Below are 16,328 nucleotides of genomic sequence, written 5' to 3' on the forward strand. Positions count from 1 at the left end.
GACCAGGCCCGCAGCAGCGCCGTGCGGAACACCGGGTCGGTACGGGCGTCGGCGGCGGGCCGCGCGCCCGGCCCGCACGGCGGGCGGACGGCGGTCAGGGTCCGCACCACGACGCACAGCCCGTCCTCGGCGGCGAACCGGATCAGGGACTCGGTCGGGACGGCACCGCCGAGGTGGTGGTGCAGGTCCCCGCCCTTGGGCAGGCGCAGGAAGAACTCCCGGAGCCGGTCCGGGTCGCGGCGGACCCGCTCCAGCCGGACGGCGGTCCGCGCCCCGGCCAGGGCGAGGACGGACGGGAGGAGGGCGCGGCGGATGCGGTGGGCCACCCCCCGCGTGAGGGCGACGGCGGCCCGCCGGCGGGGCCTCACCACGCCGCGTCGTCGAAGAGCGCCGGCACCTCCAGCGGCGCCGCCCCGCCCGTCAGCGGCTGCTCCGTCCACATCACCTTGCCGTTCGGCGTGTACCGGGTGCCCCACCGGCCCGCCAGCTGCGACACGAGGAACAGGCCGCGTCCACCCTCGTCCGTGGTGGCCGCCCGCCGCAGGTGCGGGGAGGTGCTGCTGCCGTCCGACACCTCGCAGATCAGGCTCCGGTCGCGCAGCATCCGCACGCGGATCGGCGCGGAGCCGTACCGGATCGCGTTGGTGATCAGCTCGCTGAGCACCAGCTCCGTGGTGAACCCGATCTCGTCGAGCCCCCACTGCTCCAGTTGCCGCACGCACGCCGCCCGCACCGGCGCCACCGCCGCCGGGTCGGGCGGCACGTCCCAGTCCGCCACGCGGTCCCGCGGCAGCAGCCGGGTGCGGGCCACCAGCAGGGCGATGTCGTCACCGCGGTGCGGCGGCAGCATGGCGTCGACCACGGCCCGGCAGGTCTCCTCCGGCGTCCGCCCCGGCCCCTCGGCGAGCGTGTCGCGCAGCAGCCGCAGACCCGTGTCGAGGTCCCGTTCCCGGTGCTCGACCAGCCCGTCCGTGTACAGCACCAGACGGCTGCCCTCCGGCAGCCGCACCTCGTACGTCTCGAACGGCCCCCCTCCCAGGCCCAGCGGCGGGAACACGGGCACGTCGGGGAAGTCCACCGTCCCGTCGGGGCGCACCACGGCCGGCGCGAAGTGGCCCGCCGACGCCATGCAGCAGTCGCCCGACACCGGGTCGTAGACGGCGTACAGGCAGGTCGCGCCGGAGATCCCGGCGCCGGTGTCCCCGGCCTCCTCCTCGTCGATCCGGGACACGAGGTCGTCGAGGTGGCCCAGCAGCTCGTCCGGCGGCAGGTCGAGCGCGGAGAAGTTGTGCACCGCCGTCCGGAGGCGGCCCATCGTCGCCGCCGCGTGCAGGCCGTGCCCGACCACGTCCCCGACGACGAGCGCGACCCGCGCGCCGGGCAGCGGGATCACGTCGAACCAGTCGCCGCCCACCCCGGCCTGCGCCGGCAGGTAGCGGTAGGCGGTCTCCAGCGCGTCCTGCTCGGGGAGCACCCGGGGCAGCAGGCTCCGCTGGAGCGTCACCGCCATGGCGTGCTCCCGCGTGTACCGGCGCGCGTTGTCGACGGCCACCGCCGCTCGCGCCGCCAGCTCCTCCGCGAAGGCCACGTCCTCGTCCCCGAACCGCCCGGACGGCGCCGAGCGCCAGAAGTTGGCCATGCCCAGGACGACCCCGCGCGCCTGGAGGGGGACGGTCACCAGTGAGCGGATGCCGTACGCGAGGGCAGCGTCGGCGCCCGCCGGGTCCTGCTCCCGCCAGCCGCGCGCCGCCGTCAGGTCCGCCTCCAGCACCGCCTCCCCCCGCTCCAGCGCCGCGGCCATCGGCGTCGTCGGCACGTCGAACCGGACGAGGTCCCCGGCCGGCTGGAGCGGGTGGTCGTCCCGCACGCCGCTGACGGCCGCGCGGCGCATCACGGTGCGGGACCGCGTCGGCTCCTCGCCCCGCAGCACCGGGTCCAGCAGCTCCACGGTCACGAAGTCCGCGAACCGGGGGACCGCGACCTCCGACAGCTCCTGCGCCGTCCGTACGACGTCCAGCGTCGTCCCGATCCGCACGCCCGCCTCGTACAGCAGCCTCAACCGCTCCCGCGCCACCGCCGCCACACCCGTCACGGCCCGCAGTTCGGTCGTGTCGCGGAGCGTCGCGACGGTGCCGGACGGGCCGCCGTGCGGGTCGGTCGGCCGGGTGTTGACCGCCAGCAGCCGGTCGCCGGCGAGGTGGACCTCGTCGGTGACCGGGCGGCCCGACACGAGCAGCTCGGCGGTGTCCCCGGCCAGGCCCAGGTCGGTGACGTGGCGGCCCTCGGCGTCGGCCGGCAGGTCCAGGAGGCGGCGGGCCTCGTCGTTGGCGAGGGTGAGCCGGCCGTCGTCCCCGACGATGAGCACCCCCTCCCGCACGGCGTGCAGCACCGCGTCGTGGTGCTCGTACATCCGGGTCATCTCGGCCGGGCCGAGGCCGTGCGTCTGGCGGCGCAACCGCCTGCTCACCAGGGCCGAACTGGCCGTCGCCAGGGCGAGCGCGACGGCGCCGGCGCCGAAGAACAGCGGAAGCTGCCGGTCGACGGCGTCGCCGACGTTCTCGATGGACACCCCGGCGCTCACCAGGCCCACGACCGTGCCCCGGTCGTCCATCACGGGGACGACGGCCCGCGCGGCGTCGTGCGGGCTGCCTTCGAAGACGTCCGTGACCGTCCGGCCCCGGGCCGCCTCCTCCACGCCTTCCGCGCGCGTGCCCACGAGGTTCGGGTCGCTGTCCGCGATGCGGGTGCCGTCCGGGGAGATGACGGCGATGAAGTCCACGCCCGAGCCGTGCCAGGCGTCCACCGCGTGCGGCTGGAGCGTCTTCGCCGGGTCGGCCGACCGGAGCGCGGCGAGCGTGCCGGGGGCGTCCGCGAAGGACTCGGCCGCCGCGCGCGAACGGTTGCGCGCGTCGCGCTCGCTGGCGTACCGCGCCTGGTACGACAGGGCCATCACCGCGGCGACGATCAGCACCAGGGCCACCGCGAATTGGAGGAGGAGCACCTGCCCTGCGGCGCTGCGCACGCCCAGGAGCCGCCCCCGGCGCCCGGTCCGCCCGAGACGTCCATTCTTGCCCCTCATGGACCCTTTCTAGCACCGGGCGTGTTCTCCCGGCGACCGCGCGCACACCGCCCGCGCACAGCGCCCGCGCACGCCCCCCTCGTCCACGCCCGCCCCCGTCCGCCCCCGTCCGTCGCGGGGCGGCCCCGCCGCGGACGCGCTCCCGCGGGCGGTTTCTGCGGGGAAGGTTGACAGCTCCTTTCGGGGCTGGCTTCATGAACGCTCGATGGGAGCGCTCCCATCGCGAGCCGCTTTGACATGTACTAGACAGTAGGGACGTGACGCAGTGGGACAGTCACCCACCACCCTGCCCTCCGGCCGCCACCGGCGGTTACGCGCTCTGGCCGCCGCCGTCCTCACCGGAGCGCTGCTGTGGGCCGCGGGACCGGCCGCCGACGCGGCCACCGCCCCCGAGCCCCGTCCGGCCGCGTCCGCCGGGGCGCGGACGGCCGCCGCCGCCCCGGGCGACGACTGGCTGCACACCCGCGGCAACCAGATCGTCGACGCCCAGGGCAACGAGGTCTGGCTCACCGGCGCCAACTGGTTCGGCTTCAACGCCACCGAGCGGGTCTTCCACGGCCTCTGGTCCGCCAACATCACCGAGATCACCCGCTCCATGGCGCAGCGCGGCATCAACATCGTCCGCGTGCCCATCTCCACCCAACTGCTCCTGGAGTGGAAGGAGGGCCGGGCCTCCGTACCGAGCGCCGTCAACGCGTACGCCAACCCGGAGATCGCCGGGAAGACCACCCTGGAGGTCTTCGACCACTGGCTGGCGCTGTGCAAGCAGTACGGCATCAAGGTCATGCTCGACGTGCACAGCGCCGAGGCCGACAACGCCGGCCACTTCTACCCCGTGTGGTGGAAGGGCACCATCACCACCGAGCAGTTCTACACGGCCTGGGAGTGGGTGACGGCCCGCTACCGCGGCGACGACACGCTCGTCGCGATGGACATCAAGAACGAGCCGCACGGCGGCGCCGGTGAGAGCCCGCGCGCCAAGTGGGACGGCTCCACCGACCAGGACAACTTCAAGCACGCCTGCGAGACGGCCGGCAAGCGCATCCTGGCGATCAACCCGCACCTGCTCATCCTCTGCGAGGGCATCCAGATCTACCCGAAGAACGGGAGCAACTGGTCCTCGACCAGCGCCGCCGACTACCACTCCACCTGGTGGGGCGGCAACCTCCGCGGCGTGCGCGACCACCCCGTCGACCTCGGCGCCGGCAACGACCAGGTCGTCTACTCGCCGCACGACTACGGCCCCCTCGTCGCGCCCCAGCCCTGGTTCACCGGCGACTGGAACCGCACCACCCTCGAACGGGACGTCTGGGACCCCAACTGGCTCTACCTGCACAAGGAGAACACCGCGCCCCTCCTGATCGGGGAGTGGGGCGGCTTCATGGACGGCGGCCCCAACCAGAAGTGGATGACCGCCCTGCGCGACCTCATCTCCGAGGAGCGCCTCCACCACACCTTCTGGTGCCTCAACCCCAACTCCGGCGACACGGGCGGCCTGCTCCTCAACGACTGGAAGACCTGGGACGAGGAGAAGTACGCCCTGCTCAAGCCGGCCCTCTGGCAGCACGGCGGCAAGTTCGTCAGCCTCGACCACCAGGTCCCGCTCGGCGGCACCGGCAGCACCACCGGCCTCAGCCTCGCCGACGTGTACGGGGGCGGGGGCGGCGACCCGGACGACACGACGCCGCCCGCCGCCCCCTCCGGCCTGACCGCCACCGCGACCGGCTCCGCCTCCGTCACGCTCCGCTGGGCGCCGTCCACCGACGACGTGGGCGTCACCGGCTACGACGTGTACCGGGACGGGGCGAAGGTCACCACCGCGCCGGTCACCGCCACCACGTACACCGACACGGGGCTGACCCCCTCCACCCGGTACACCTACGCCGTACGGGCGAGGGACGCCGCCGGCAACGTCTCCGTGCCCTCGGCCGCCCTCGCCGTCACCACCGCGCCCTCCGGCGGCGGCGACCCGGTGGGCGGGCTGAAGGTCCTGCACCGGACCACCGACGGCTCGCCGACCGACAACGCCATCCGCCCCGAGCTGCGCATCGCCAACACCGGTACCGCGCCCGTCGACCTGTCCACCGTGACCGCCCGCTACTACTTCACCCGCGACGGCGGCGCGCCCACCGTCAGCGCGTGGTGCGACTACGCGGCGGTCGGCTGCGCCCAGATGAGGCTGCGGGTCGTCCCGCTGTCCTCCCCGGTCGCGGGCGCCGACGCCTACCTGGAGGTCGGTTTCGCCGGCGGCACCCTGGCGGCGGGCCGCGACACCGGGGACATCCAGCTCAGGATGAGCAAGGCGGACTGGTCGGCGTTCGACGAGCGCGACGACCACAGCCGCGCCCCGTCCTCCGCCTACACCGAGGCCCGGTCCGTCCCCGCCTACACGGGCACGGCCCTCGCCTGGGGCGCCCCGCCCGCCTGACCCGCCCCGGCACCTCCGGCCCTTCCCCGGCCCGGCCCCGACCGCCCCGCGCGGCCGGGGCCGGGCCCTTCGTGCGTGACGGCCCGCCCGCCCGGCAGTTGATACGAGCGGAAGCGGATCTTCCGCTGTGGTACCGGAGGTGAGGGAGACGTCATGACGGATCGGGAACGGACCCTGACGGTGGGCGTGGTCGTGGCGCGCACGGGACGGCTGGCGAGTCTGGGCGACCCGCTCGCGTTCGCGCTGGACCTGCTGCGGCCGCGCCTGGACGCCGTACGCCGCGGGGGGCGCCGGTACCCGCTGCGGCTGGTGGCGCGCGACAGCCGCTCCACCGCCGAGGGGGCGCGGGAGGCGGTGCGGGAGCTGATCGCGGACGAGGACGCCCGGATCGTGCTGACGCTCGCCGGCACGCAGGTCCTGCCCGCCGTCGCCGACGCGTGCGAGGAGGCGGGAGTGCCGTGCCTGTCGTCGGCGTTCCCCTGGCAGGTGTACTACTTCGGGCGCGGCGCCGACGAGCGGCGCCCGTTCTCGTGGACGTACCACTTCTGCTGGGGGCTCGACGACATCGCCGAGACCTTCGCCGACCTGTGGGAGCACGCCGCCGGCCCGGGCCGGACGGTCGGCTGCCTGTGGAACGACGGCCCGCAGGGCACCTGGTCGCGCCACGCCGAGCGGGGCTTCGCCCCGGCGGCCCTGGCGCGCGGGCACCGGCTGGTGGACCCGGGCGGCTACCGGGAGCCGGCGGAGTCCCTCGACGACCACGTCACGGCGTTCGAAGCGGCCGGCGCCGACATCGTGACCAGCGCCGCGACCGCCCGCGACCTGGCGCTGTTCCGGGCGCGGGCGGCGGAGCGGGGGCACACGCCCCGGCTGATCACCTGCTCCCGGTGGCTCGCCTACCCGCCGACCACGACGGGCGGCGGCGACCGGCCGGCCCAGGACCGGGTGGCGACCCTCGTCTACTGGACGCCGTCGCACCCGTACCGCTCCTCGCTCGACGGCACGACCGCTGCGGACCTGGCGGAGGCGTACGAGCAGGCCACGGGCGGCCAGTGGCTCCAGCCGCTGGGCCTGGCGTACGCCCTGTTCGAGGTCGCCCACCACGCGCTCGCCACGGCGGACGACCCCGCCGACCCGGCGTCCCTCGCGGCCGCCGTGTCCCGCACCCGCCTGGAGACGGTCGCGGGGCCCCTGGACTGGACGGCGGGCCCGGTGCCCAACATCGCCACGATCCGCCTGGCGGGCGGCCAGTGGCAGCCGGGGGAGCGGCACCCCTACGAGCTGGCGGTCGTGACGGGGGGCCGGGTGGAGGGCCTGCGTCCGACGGCGGACCTGCTGCCCCCGACCCCCGCCTGACGGGCCGGCGGGAGGCCCCCACCGGAGTACCGGGCCGACGCGCCCCCGCCGGACCGACGCGCCCGCGCGGTGGCGGGTCGCGGTGCCGGGCTGCGGGGCGCGGCGGAGGGGGGCGGCGGGCCGCCCGGAACGCGCGGACCGGTGGCCCGCACGAGGCGGACCACCGGCCTGGGTGGGGGGATCAGATGATGCTGACGCCGTACGCGCTCAGCGCCTCGGTGACGGGCTGGAAGAACGTGGTGCCGCCCGAGGAGCAGTTGCCGCTGCCGCCGGAGGTCAGACCGAGGGCGGTGGAGCCGGAGAACAGGGGGCCGCCGCTGTCGCCGGGCTCGGCGCAGACGTTGGTCTGGATCAGGCCGGAGACGATGTCGCCGCCGCCGTAGTTGACCGTCGCGTTGAGGCCGGTGACGCTGCCGCTGCGCAGGCCGGTGGTGGAGCCGCTGCGCTGGACGCTCTGGCCGACGGTCGCGTTGCCGGCGGAGGTGATGTCGCGGTACGAGCCGTTGTACAGGTACACCCGGCCGTCCGCCGCCGACGCGTTGGAGTGGCGGATGAGACCGTAGTCGTTGCCCGGGAAGCTCGTGCCGGCGCGGGTGCCGAGCAGGGTGGTCTGCCCCGAGTTGGTGTACCAGGTGCTGGTGATCTCGGTGCAGTGACCCGCCGTCAGGGCGTACGTCACGCCGCTGCTGTTGCGGACGTTGAAGCCGAGGGAGCAACGGCCGCCGCCGCCCGCGTAGATGGCCTGGCCGCCCGCGATGAGCTTGTTGAACTTGCCCGGCGTCCGCTTGATCTCCACGGCGCCGGCGCGGTCGCCCGCGGCCTTCTTCAGCTCGGCCAGCTCGGCCGCCGAGACGGTGGAGTCGGCGGTGACGACCAGCTTGCCGGACTTGGCGTCGGTGTACCAGGCGGTGCCCGGCACGTCGGCGTCGAGCACGGCCGCACTGACCTGGGACAGCTCGGCGGCGGTCGCCCGGGGGGCGGTGGTCTGCGCGCCGGCACTCGGGGCCGCAAGCGCGGTGGCGGTGACCAGAGCGGCGGCGACGGCGGTCAGCCGCGCGCCTCTCGCGAAACCGTCGCGGGGGGTGAAGCGCTTGAAGTTCACTGCGTCCTCCGGTGGGGGATCGTCGAAGGCCCGTTGGGTGCACGGGCCCGACAGGCGACTTCGACGGACCGGCGGTTTCCCGGCGTCGACATGTGCCTGACAACTTGTGACCTGGGAATCTTCGCGTCCGTTTCACCCCGGCGACAAGGCTGCCTTTCGGTCCCGCTACGCGCGTCCGGAGGGAGGAGGGCCGAATGGGCCGGTTTCTCCGGGACGCGCCGCGGGCCGCGGCGCTGCTGCAAAGCCGTGAAAGCGTTTGCTGACGGGAGGTCGGGCGCCCGCCGACGCCCTCACCGGCGCGAGCCGGGCGGACGCGCGGACAGGGAAACGGACCGACCGTTCGGGCTGTTCAGCCTCGAACGGACGGTCCGTCGTCCCGCTGAGCCGCGGATCCCGCCCGTGGTCGCCGCCGGGGGCCGGGCCCCGCCCGGCGGAACGGTGGCGCTCGCAATCCGGGGTGACGGGCCTTCCGGAACGCTGCCGGCGGGCCCGTCGCCCCCTTATGCGTCAATCACTCCCCTTCGCCCCGCGCGGCACGTGTCCGGATTCCGCCCCTCCGTGTCCGGCGGGCGGAACCGGGCGGGCGGACGCGCCGTCACCACGTGATGGGCAGTGCCTCCGGGCCCCGGATGAGCGCGCTGCGCCGCCAGGGGACCTCCTCGGCGGGCACCGCGAGCCGCACCTCGGGCAGCCGGTCCAGGAACGTCTCGACCAGCAGCTCGATCTCCATCCGCGCGAGCAGCGCGCCCGTGCAGAAGTGCGGCCCGTGTCCGAACGACACGTGGGGGTTGGGGGAGCGGTCGAAGTCGATCCGCTCAGGGTCGGGGAAGACCTCCGGGTCGCGGTTGGCCGCCAGGTACGACACGTACACGGCATCGCCCGCCGCGATCCGCGCGCCCCCGATCTCCACGTCCTCCAGCGCGATCCGGGCCAGCCCCACCGACGAGCGGTGCGGGATGTACCGCAACAGCTCGTCCAGGGCGCGCGGCCGCGACTCCGGCTCCTCGCGCAGCCGCTCCCGCAGCCGCTCCCGGGTGAGCAGCAGGTACAGCATGTTGCCGCAGTTGTTGGTGACGGCCTCCCCGCCGATCTGCACCGGCCCCACCAGCCCGACGGCCTCCTCGGCGCTGATGTCGCCCGCCGCGACGGCCGCGCCCAGCAGCGACAGGATGTCCTCGCCGCCGCCGGGGTCCGCCGCGCGCGCGGCGATCTCCCGCGTGAACCACGCGTACATCGCGTCCTTGGCGCGGCCGGTCGCCGCCGCGCCGTTCGCCGGGAAGAGGATCTCGTGGACCCAACCGCTCATCCGCTCCCGGTCGGCGTCCGGAACACCCATCAGCTCGCAGATCACCGTGGTCGGGAACGGTCCCAGCACCCGTGCGACCAGGTCTGCCGGCGGCCCGTCCCGCAGCATCCCCGCCACCAACCCGTCGAGCATCTCCCGCGCCCGCTCGCGCAGCCGCTCCACGCCGCGCGCCGAGAAGGCGGGCGCGATGGCGCGGCGCAACCGGTTGTGGTCCGGCGGTTCGGCGAACGCCAGCGACCCGGGCCTCGGCTTGAAGTGCGGGGCGAGGCGGGTGACGGCCAGACCGGGGACGGGGGCGCGGCTGAAGCGCGGGTCGTTGGTGACCGCCTTCACGTCCTCGTACCGGGTGACCAGCCACGCCCAGCCCTCCCCGTGCGGCAGTTGGATCCGGTTCACCGGCCCCTCCCGCATCAGCTCCTCCAGCACCGGGTCGAACTCGGTGGCCTTCAGGTCCAGCGCCGGCCAGAACCGTACGGGCGGCGGCCCCAGGGGCGGTCGTGCGACGGTGTCCTCGATCACGCGCGTGTCTCCGTTTCCTCGACGGGGTGCGGGGCTGCCCCCCTCCCTCACCATCCGTCCCGGGCGCGCGGTCCACCCGCTGGACTACTCCGGACGGTCCGCGCCCGCCACCGCGGGGAGCCCGCCCGGCGGACCCGGGCGGGAACCGCCGCGCGCCGGACGCCGTGAGAACAGGGGAAGGCAGAACCAGCCACCCCGGGCCGGCCCGGGAGGAGAGGGGCGCGCGATGGCCGCGGCAGCCGTACGGCTCGACGGGAACACCCTGCTGCTCGGCGGAGGGGTGAGGGTCCGGTTCATCAGGACGCTGCGCCTCCCGGAGACCGGCACCTTCCCCCTGCCACCGGGGCTCGGGGAGTTCCCCGTCCGGCGCGTCGAGGACTTCGCCGCCACCGTGCCGCCCGAGTGGCGGGCGCGCGGTGGCGTCCTCGTCCCCCTGTACCTGCGCGAGGCGATGTGGCTGAGCTTCGCCGGCAGCCGGGAGCCCGCCGCCCTCCAGGTCGGCGTCGGCAAGGTGTGCGCCGTCTCCGGCCGTCCCTGGAGCGGCACCCTGGCCCGCACCCCGCAGAACTACGTCGTCCTGCCCCGCCAGCCCTGGCTCGACGGCATCAACTCCGGGCGCGGCACCGTCCGCCAGTTCGTCGCCGTGCCCCTTGGGCTGGGCGCCACGGTGGAGGGGCAGGTGACGGGCGAGGAGACCTGGGGCGGCGTACAGCTCCAGGCGTTCGGGTTGGACGGCCCGGCCCGCGACGCGTGGCGCGCCGAGCAGGAGGAGTCGGCCCGGCGGGCCGCGGCCGGGAGGGCCCGGGGCGGCCCCGCCCCGTACGCGCCCGCCCCGTACGCGCCTGGCATGTCCGCCCCGTACGCGGCCGCCGCGCCGGGCGCCCCCGCCGCGCGCTCCGCCGCGCCGCGCCGCGCCGCCGCGATGGGGCTGGGCGCGGGCGGCACGATGCGCCAGGAGGTGTACCGGGACGACCGGCCGCTCTCCGACTGGGCGGCCGAGCCGGCGGGCCGCGTCTTCGTCCACCTCGTCACCCCGCCGGAGTGGCGCCGCGTCACCGGGGAGGAACCCCCGCCGTCCCCCGTCGACCGCGACGCCTACACCCGTGCCGGACTGCCCTGGTACGACTACGACGACGCGTCCGCCGCCGACCTGCCGCCCACCGGGCCGCTGTCCGGCGTCCGGCCGGTCGGGGACTGGCTCGGCGACGACCACGCGCCCTGGACACCGCCGGGCCCGCACCAGGTCCGGCCGCTCGGCGACGCGGTGCCGCCCGGCGAACCCGTCGGAGACGGCGACTGGTGAGGCGCCGCCCCTCCCCGGCCCGGCCCGGAGGACCCCGGGCCCACCGCGTGCCGGTGCGCCCGCCCGCGCGGCGGGCCGGCCGGGACCCCTCCGTCCGGTCCGCCGCCCCGGCGGGGGCGTGGCCGTCGCCCCCCGGAGGCCCGGAGGGGTGACGCGGCGACCGCGTCGGCGCACGAGCGAGGCCCGTCGCCCCCGGACATCCGGCGGGGTGCTCGGCCGGGCCTCCCCCCGCGACCCTCCACCCGGGTCGGGAGCCCGACACCGCGTCCCCGCCCCGCTGAGGCGAACCGGACCGGGGACGTGACCGGTTCGGCGCCCTGCCCGCCCCCTCCGGGCCGCCGTCGCGCACGTCCGCGCCGCCCACCCGTCCGGTGCGCCGTCGCCGCCTTCGCGGACGAGTACGGACCCCACGCGCCCACCGAGCCACGCGCGCACCGCGCCCACCGAGCCCCGCGCCCACCGAGCCCACCGCGCCGCCCGGGAGGCGCGGGCCGCCGGGGCACCGCTCGCGCCCCGCTCACGGGACGGTCCGCCGCGCACGACCGGGCCCATGAGGGCGCACCCGCCCGGGGCGTGCCGCACCTCCTCGCCACCGCGGACGCCCGCGGTGACCGTCCCACCCCTGCCGGATCCGGAGGCCCGCGGCGACCGCCCCCGCCCGCCGGATCCGGAGGCCCGCGGCGATCCCCGTGAACAGGATCAAGTCCGCGCTACTGCCCCCGATCCACAGGAAGGGGAACCTTGCGCAAACATCGGGCCAAGGCGTGACCCTGCGTCAAACTCCCTTACGGGAAGGGACTATGCTCGGCGCTCGTCGTCATATGATCTTTCTCGTTCGATGGGTTTGAGGGTGCTGATGGTCCGTGAGGAATCGTCGCCCGGAAGTGGAAGCCCGCGGTCTGCGGCATCTTTCGTGTGGCTGCTGCCCGCCGCTCTGATCGCCGTCGCCACCGGGGTCGCCGTGGCCGTGGTGGAGGCTTCCGCACGGGGACCGGTCGCGGTCGCCGGAGGGGTGTCCGCTCTCGTCCTCGTCGCGCTGGGCGGCGAGGTCGCGCGCCGGGGCCGGGTGATCGACGAGCTGCGCCGTACCGTCGCCGCCCGTGACACGGCCCTGGCCCGCCGGTACGCGGAGACCGCCCACCTGGCGGGAACGCTGCTGCCGGACGCCGTCCAGCGGCTGCGGAGGGGGGAGTTCCCCGAGGACGTCCTCGGTTCGCTCACCGCGCCCGAGGAGCACCAGGCCGTCGTCCGCGTGGTCGTCGACGCGGTCGTCGCCGAGGAGGACCTGCGCGAGTCCGCGCAGCGCGCCTTCGTGAACATCGCCCGCCGCGTCCAGGCCATCGTCCACCAGCAGGCACAGGAACTGCGCGCGATGGAGGACCGGCACGGCCACCACCCCGAGGTCTTCGGCGACCTGCTCCGTATCGACCACGGCACGGCCCTGATCGGCCGTCTCGCCGACTCCATCGCCGTCCTCGGCGGCGCCCGCCCGGGCCGCCAGTGGAGCAGGGCCGTCCCGCTGTACAGCGTGCTCCGCGGCGCCATGTCGCGGATCATCGACTACCAGCGCGTGGAACTGCACTCCGTCACCGAGGTCGCCGTCACCGGCCCCGCCGTCGAGCCGCTCATCCACGCCCTCGCCGAACTCCTCGACAACGCCACCCGCTACTCCCCGCCGCAGACGAAGGTCCACCTGACCGCCGTCGACGTGCAGTCCGGCATCGCCGTCGAGATCGAGGACGGCGGCGTGTCCATGAGCGAGGAGGCCCGCAAGCGGGCCGAGCGGGTGCTCCGCCAGGCCCAGCAGGGCATTGACCTCAACGACCTGGGGGAGACCCCGCGCCTGGGCCTCGCCGTCGTCGGCCGACTCGCGCAGGCGTACGGCTTCCAGGTCTCGCTGCGCTCCTCCGCGTACGGCGGCGTCCGCGCCGTCGTCGTCGTCCCGCAGGAGCTGATCACCACCGTCGCCACCGCCTCCGGCCTCGCCCACGGCATCGGCGCCTCCTCCGTGCCCCGCACCGCCGTCCCGGCCGCCCCGGCCCCCGCCCCGGCCTCGGTCCCGGCCCCCGCGGAGCGTCCCGCCAGGGGCCCGGTGGCGGACGGCGGGGCCCCGACGGTGGTCGAGCGGACCGCGAACGGCCTGCCGCAACGACGCCGCAGGAAGCCGCTCGCCGAGCCGCCGCAGGCCGCAGCCGCCGCACCGGCCGCATCCTCGGGCCAGGCGTCGCCGGCGCCCGCGGCCCCGGCTCCCGGCCAGGAGCCGTCACCTCAGGTGCAGCCCGGAATGTGGCTGGCCGCCTTCCAGAGCGGCCTGTCCGGGGAGCCCAACGACGCAAGCAAGGGGAACTCTCAGCAATGATCAAGCAGCAGGCCAACATGGACTGGATGCTCAAGGACCTCGCGGAAGGCGTGCCGCAAACCCGACACGTGGTCGTGCTCTCCGCCGACGGCCTGCGCATGGCCCAGTACGGCACCGACCACGACACCGCCGACCGGCTCGCCGCGGCCTGCGCCGGACTCCAGTCGCTCGCCGGCGCCGTCGCCTCCGAACTCCCGCACGGCAACGGCCGGATGCGGCTCGTCGTGATCGAGATGGACGGCGGCTTCTTCTACCTGATGGCCGCGGGCACCGGCGCGTACCTGGCCGTGCTCGCCGACGAAGGCGTCGACGCCGGGCTGATGGGCCAGCGCATGCGGGACCTCGTCCTGCGCATCGGAGAACACCTGAGCAGCCCGCCGCGACAGGACGGGCAGGGCGTCAGGTGAGCGAAGCGGGCGGCGGTGACTGGGAGGACACCAGTCCCGAGCGGCTCTACGTGATCACGGGGGGACGCAGCGGCGGGTCGGCGCCCGCCGAACTCGACCTCGTCACGCTGATCGTGGCGAGGTCCGGTGCGAAGCCCGGGATGCAGCCGGAACACGCGGCGATCGTGCAGCTGTGCCAGTCACCGCTGTCCGTGGCCGAGATCTCCGCGTACCTGCGCTTCCCGGTCAGCGTCGTCACGGTGCTGCTCGGCGACCTCCTCGCCGACAACCGCATCGTCGCCCGCGCACCCGTCCCACCCGCACGACTCCCCGACCGCGCGTTGATTGAGGCAGTGATCGATGGACTTCAGAAGCTCTGAGCACAACGGCTCCGAGCAGCACGGCGGCGGCGCGGTTCGGGGGCCGCGCAGCGAGGACGTGCTGCCGGAGACGGCCACGACGGCCGTCAAGGTGGTGATCGTGGGCGGGTTCGGCGTCGGCAAGACCACCTTCGTCGGCTCCGTCAGTGAGATCCGCCCGCTCACCACCGAGGAGACGATGACCCAGGCCGGGGTCGGCGTCGACGACACCTCCGGCGTGGACGGCAAGACGTCGACCACCGTCGCCATGGACTTCGGCCGGATCAGCATCAACCAGGAGCTGGTCCTGTACCTCTTCGGCACGCCCGGCCAGGAGCGCTTCTGGTTCCTGTGGCGCGGCCTGTTCGAGGGCGCCCTCGGCGCGGTCGTCCTCGTCGACACCCGCCGCCTGGAGGTGAGCTTCGACGTGCTCGGCCGGCTGGAGGAGCGCGGCGTGCCGTTCGTCGTCGCGGTCAACACCTTCCCGGACGCGCCCGCCTACCCGGTCGAGGAGCTCCGTGCCGCCCTCGACCTGCCGCTGTCCGTCCCGATCGTCCCCTGCGACGCCCGGGACCGCGGCTCCAGCCGGGACGTCCTGATGACGCTGATGCGCTACCTGCAGACCCTCGCCACGACCCAGGAGGCGTCATGACCGCCCCCCACACCGAGTCCGCCCCCGGCCTCACCCCGCCTCCGGGCTGCCCCGCCCACGGCATCGGCGCCACCGCCCTGCGCCGCATCTACGGCCCCGAGGCCGAACGCGACCCGAAGGCCCTCTACGAGGAGCTGCGCCGGCAGCACGGCCCGGTGGCGCCCGTCCTCCTCCACGGCGACCTGCCGGCGTGGATCGTCCTGGGCCACCGGGAGAACCTGGAGGTGATGCGGTCGCCGTCGCGGTTCTCCAACGACTCCCGCCTGTGGCGGATGTTCAAGGAGGGGCGCGTCCCCGCCGACTCGCCGCTGCGCCCGATGGTCGAGTGGCAGCCCATGTGCATCTTCACCGACGGCGCCGAGCACGAGCGGCTCCGCGCGGCGGTGCGCGACGCTCTGGACCAGTTCGACCGGCGCGGCGTGCGCCGGTACGTCATCCGCTACACCGACCAGCTCGTGGACGCCTTCGCCGCCGAGGGCCGCGCCGACCTCATCGAGGACTTCGCCGAGAAGCTGCCGATGCTGGTGATGACCCAGCTCCTCGGGATGCCGGAGGAGTACGGCCCGCACCTCGTCGACGCCGCCCTGGACCTCATGAAGGGCACCGAGACGACCGTCTCCAGCAACGAGTTCGTCGTCCGCACCCTCCGTACGCTCACCGAGCGCAAGAAGGCCGAGCCGGGCCACGACCTGGCGAGCCGGCTCCTCGGGCACGAGGCGAACCTCAGCGACGACGAGGTGCTGGAGCACCTGCGGCTGGTGCTCGTCTCCGCCAACGAGACCACGGTCAACCTGATCGCCAACACGCTGCGCCTGGTCCTCACCGACCGCCGCTTCCGCGCCAACCTGGCCGGCGGCCACATGACGCTGCCGGACGCGCTGGAGCAGGTGCTGTGGGACGACCCGCCGCTGTCGGCGATCACCGGCCGCTGGGCGACCGGCGACACCGTCCTGGGCGGCCAGCAGATCAGGGCCGGCGACATGCTGCTGCTGGGGGTCGCCGCCGGCAACGTCGACCCGGAGATCCGCCCCGACCTGGACAAGCCGCTCCTGGGCAACCGGGCGCACCTGGCGTTCAGCAGCGGTCCGCACGAGTGCCCCGGCCAGGACATCGGCCGCGCCATCGCGGACACCGGCGTCGACACGCTGCTGGCCCGCCTCCCCGACTTGCGGCTCGCCGTTCCCGAGGGCGAACTGCGCTGGAACGCCGCGTGGCTGTCGAAGCGCCTGGAGGCCCTGCCCGTGGAGTTCACGCCGCCCGCCTCGGCGGCGCCGAGGGGTCCGGGCGCGCCGAAGGACTTCGCGTCGACCGTCCCGGGGCCGCTGCCCGAGCAGGTCCCGCCCCCCGCCCCGCGCCCGGAGCCCGAGGCGGGTTCCCCGGCGCCCGCCCGGAAGAGCTGGTGGAGCCTCTTCTTCCGTTCCGCCGGCTGAAATTCACGGAACTGCCCCTTCCGGGGGGCGTTCTGCCCATTGGATCAAG

11 protein-coding genes are annotated in these 16,328 nt (G+C 75.1%); 8 read left to right on the plus strand and 3 right to left on the minus strand.

Annotation, left to right across the window (positions count from 1 at the left end):
• Positions 1–364: 364 nt before the first annotated feature.
• Positions 365–3,079 carry a SpoIIE family protein phosphatase gene (locus RND61_RS17995; RefSeq protein ID WP_315878998.1) on the minus strand — a complete coding sequence of 905 codons (2,715 nt, stop codon included), beginning with the start codon at positions 3,077–3,079 and terminating at the stop codon, positions 365–367.
• A gap of 265 nt (positions 3,080–3,344) precedes the next feature.
• Between RND61_RS17995 and RND61_RS18000 the strand changes: the two genes are divergently transcribed.
• Entirely contained in the window at positions 3,345–5,507 is a 2,163-nt protein-coding gene (locus RND61_RS18000) for a cellulase family glycosylhydrolase (RefSeq protein ID WP_315878999.1), read from the plus strand.
• 153 nt (positions 5,508–5,660) lie between these two features.
• Positions 5,661–6,863, plus strand: a complete 1,203-nt coding sequence (locus tag RND61_RS18005) for an ABC transporter substrate-binding protein (protein ID WP_315879000.1) — start codon at positions 5,661–5,663, stop codon at positions 6,861–6,863.
• Between the two features lie 181 nt (positions 6,864–7,044).
• Here the strand turns inward: RND61_RS18005 and RND61_RS18010 are convergent, their stop codons facing one another.
• Positions 7,045–7,965: a S1 family peptidase gene (locus RND61_RS18010; RefSeq protein WP_315879001.1), complete on the minus strand. Its 921-nt coding sequence runs from the start codon at positions 7,963–7,965 to the stop codon at positions 7,045–7,047.
• Positions 7,966–8,560: 595 nt separating this feature from the next.
• A complete protein-coding gene (locus tag RND61_RS18015; RefSeq protein WP_315879002.1) occupies positions 8,561–9,790 on the minus strand; it encodes a cytochrome P450 in 1,230 nt (409 codons plus the stop codon).
• 226 nt (positions 9,791–10,016) lie between these two features.
• Between RND61_RS18015 and RND61_RS18020 the strand changes: the two genes are divergently transcribed.
• The 6 genes from RND61_RS18020 (at position 10,017) to RND61_RS18045 (ending at position 16,279) form a co-directional block, all read left to right on the plus strand.
• Positions 10,017–11,093 carry a hypothetical protein gene (locus RND61_RS18020; RefSeq protein ID WP_315879003.1) on the plus strand — a complete coding sequence of 359 codons (1,077 nt, stop codon included), beginning with the start codon at positions 10,017–10,019 and terminating at the stop codon, positions 11,091–11,093.
• Positions 11,094–11,949: 856 nt separating this feature from the next.
• Positions 11,950–13,452 (plus strand): sensor histidine kinase, encoded by a 1,503-nt coding sequence (locus RND61_RS18025; RefSeq protein ID WP_315879004.1) that lies wholly within the window; start codon positions 11,950–11,952, stop codon positions 13,450–13,452.
• Positions 13,449–13,859 (plus strand): roadblock/LC7 domain-containing protein, encoded by a 411-nt coding sequence (locus RND61_RS18030; RefSeq protein ID WP_315879005.1) that lies wholly within the window; start codon positions 13,449–13,451, stop codon positions 13,857–13,859. The genes RND61_RS18025 and RND61_RS18030 overlap by 4 nt, the downstream gene beginning before the upstream one ends.
• Entirely contained in the window at positions 13,856–14,218 is a 363-nt protein-coding gene (locus RND61_RS18035) for a DUF742 domain-containing protein (protein ID WP_315879006.1), read from the plus strand. Before RND61_RS18030 ends, RND61_RS18035 begins: the two co-directional genes overlap by 4 nt.
• Positions 14,199–14,849 carry a GTP-binding protein gene (locus RND61_RS18040; protein ID WP_315879007.1) on the plus strand — a complete coding sequence of 217 codons (651 nt, stop codon included), beginning with the start codon at positions 14,199–14,201 and terminating at the stop codon, positions 14,847–14,849. Before RND61_RS18035 ends, RND61_RS18040 begins: the two co-directional genes overlap by 20 nt.
• Positions 14,846–16,279 carry a cytochrome P450 gene (locus tag RND61_RS18045; protein WP_315879008.1) on the plus strand — a complete coding sequence of 478 codons (1,434 nt, stop codon included), beginning with the start codon at positions 14,846–14,848 and terminating at the stop codon, positions 16,277–16,279. Before RND61_RS18040 ends, RND61_RS18045 begins: the two co-directional genes overlap by 4 nt.
• Positions 16,280–16,328: the final 49 nt, after the last annotated feature.

The organism is Streptomyces tamarix, from assembly GCF_032423885.1.
Classification (GTDB): Bacteria; Actinomycetota; Actinomycetes; order Streptomycetales; family Streptomycetaceae; genus Streptomyces; species Streptomyces tamarix.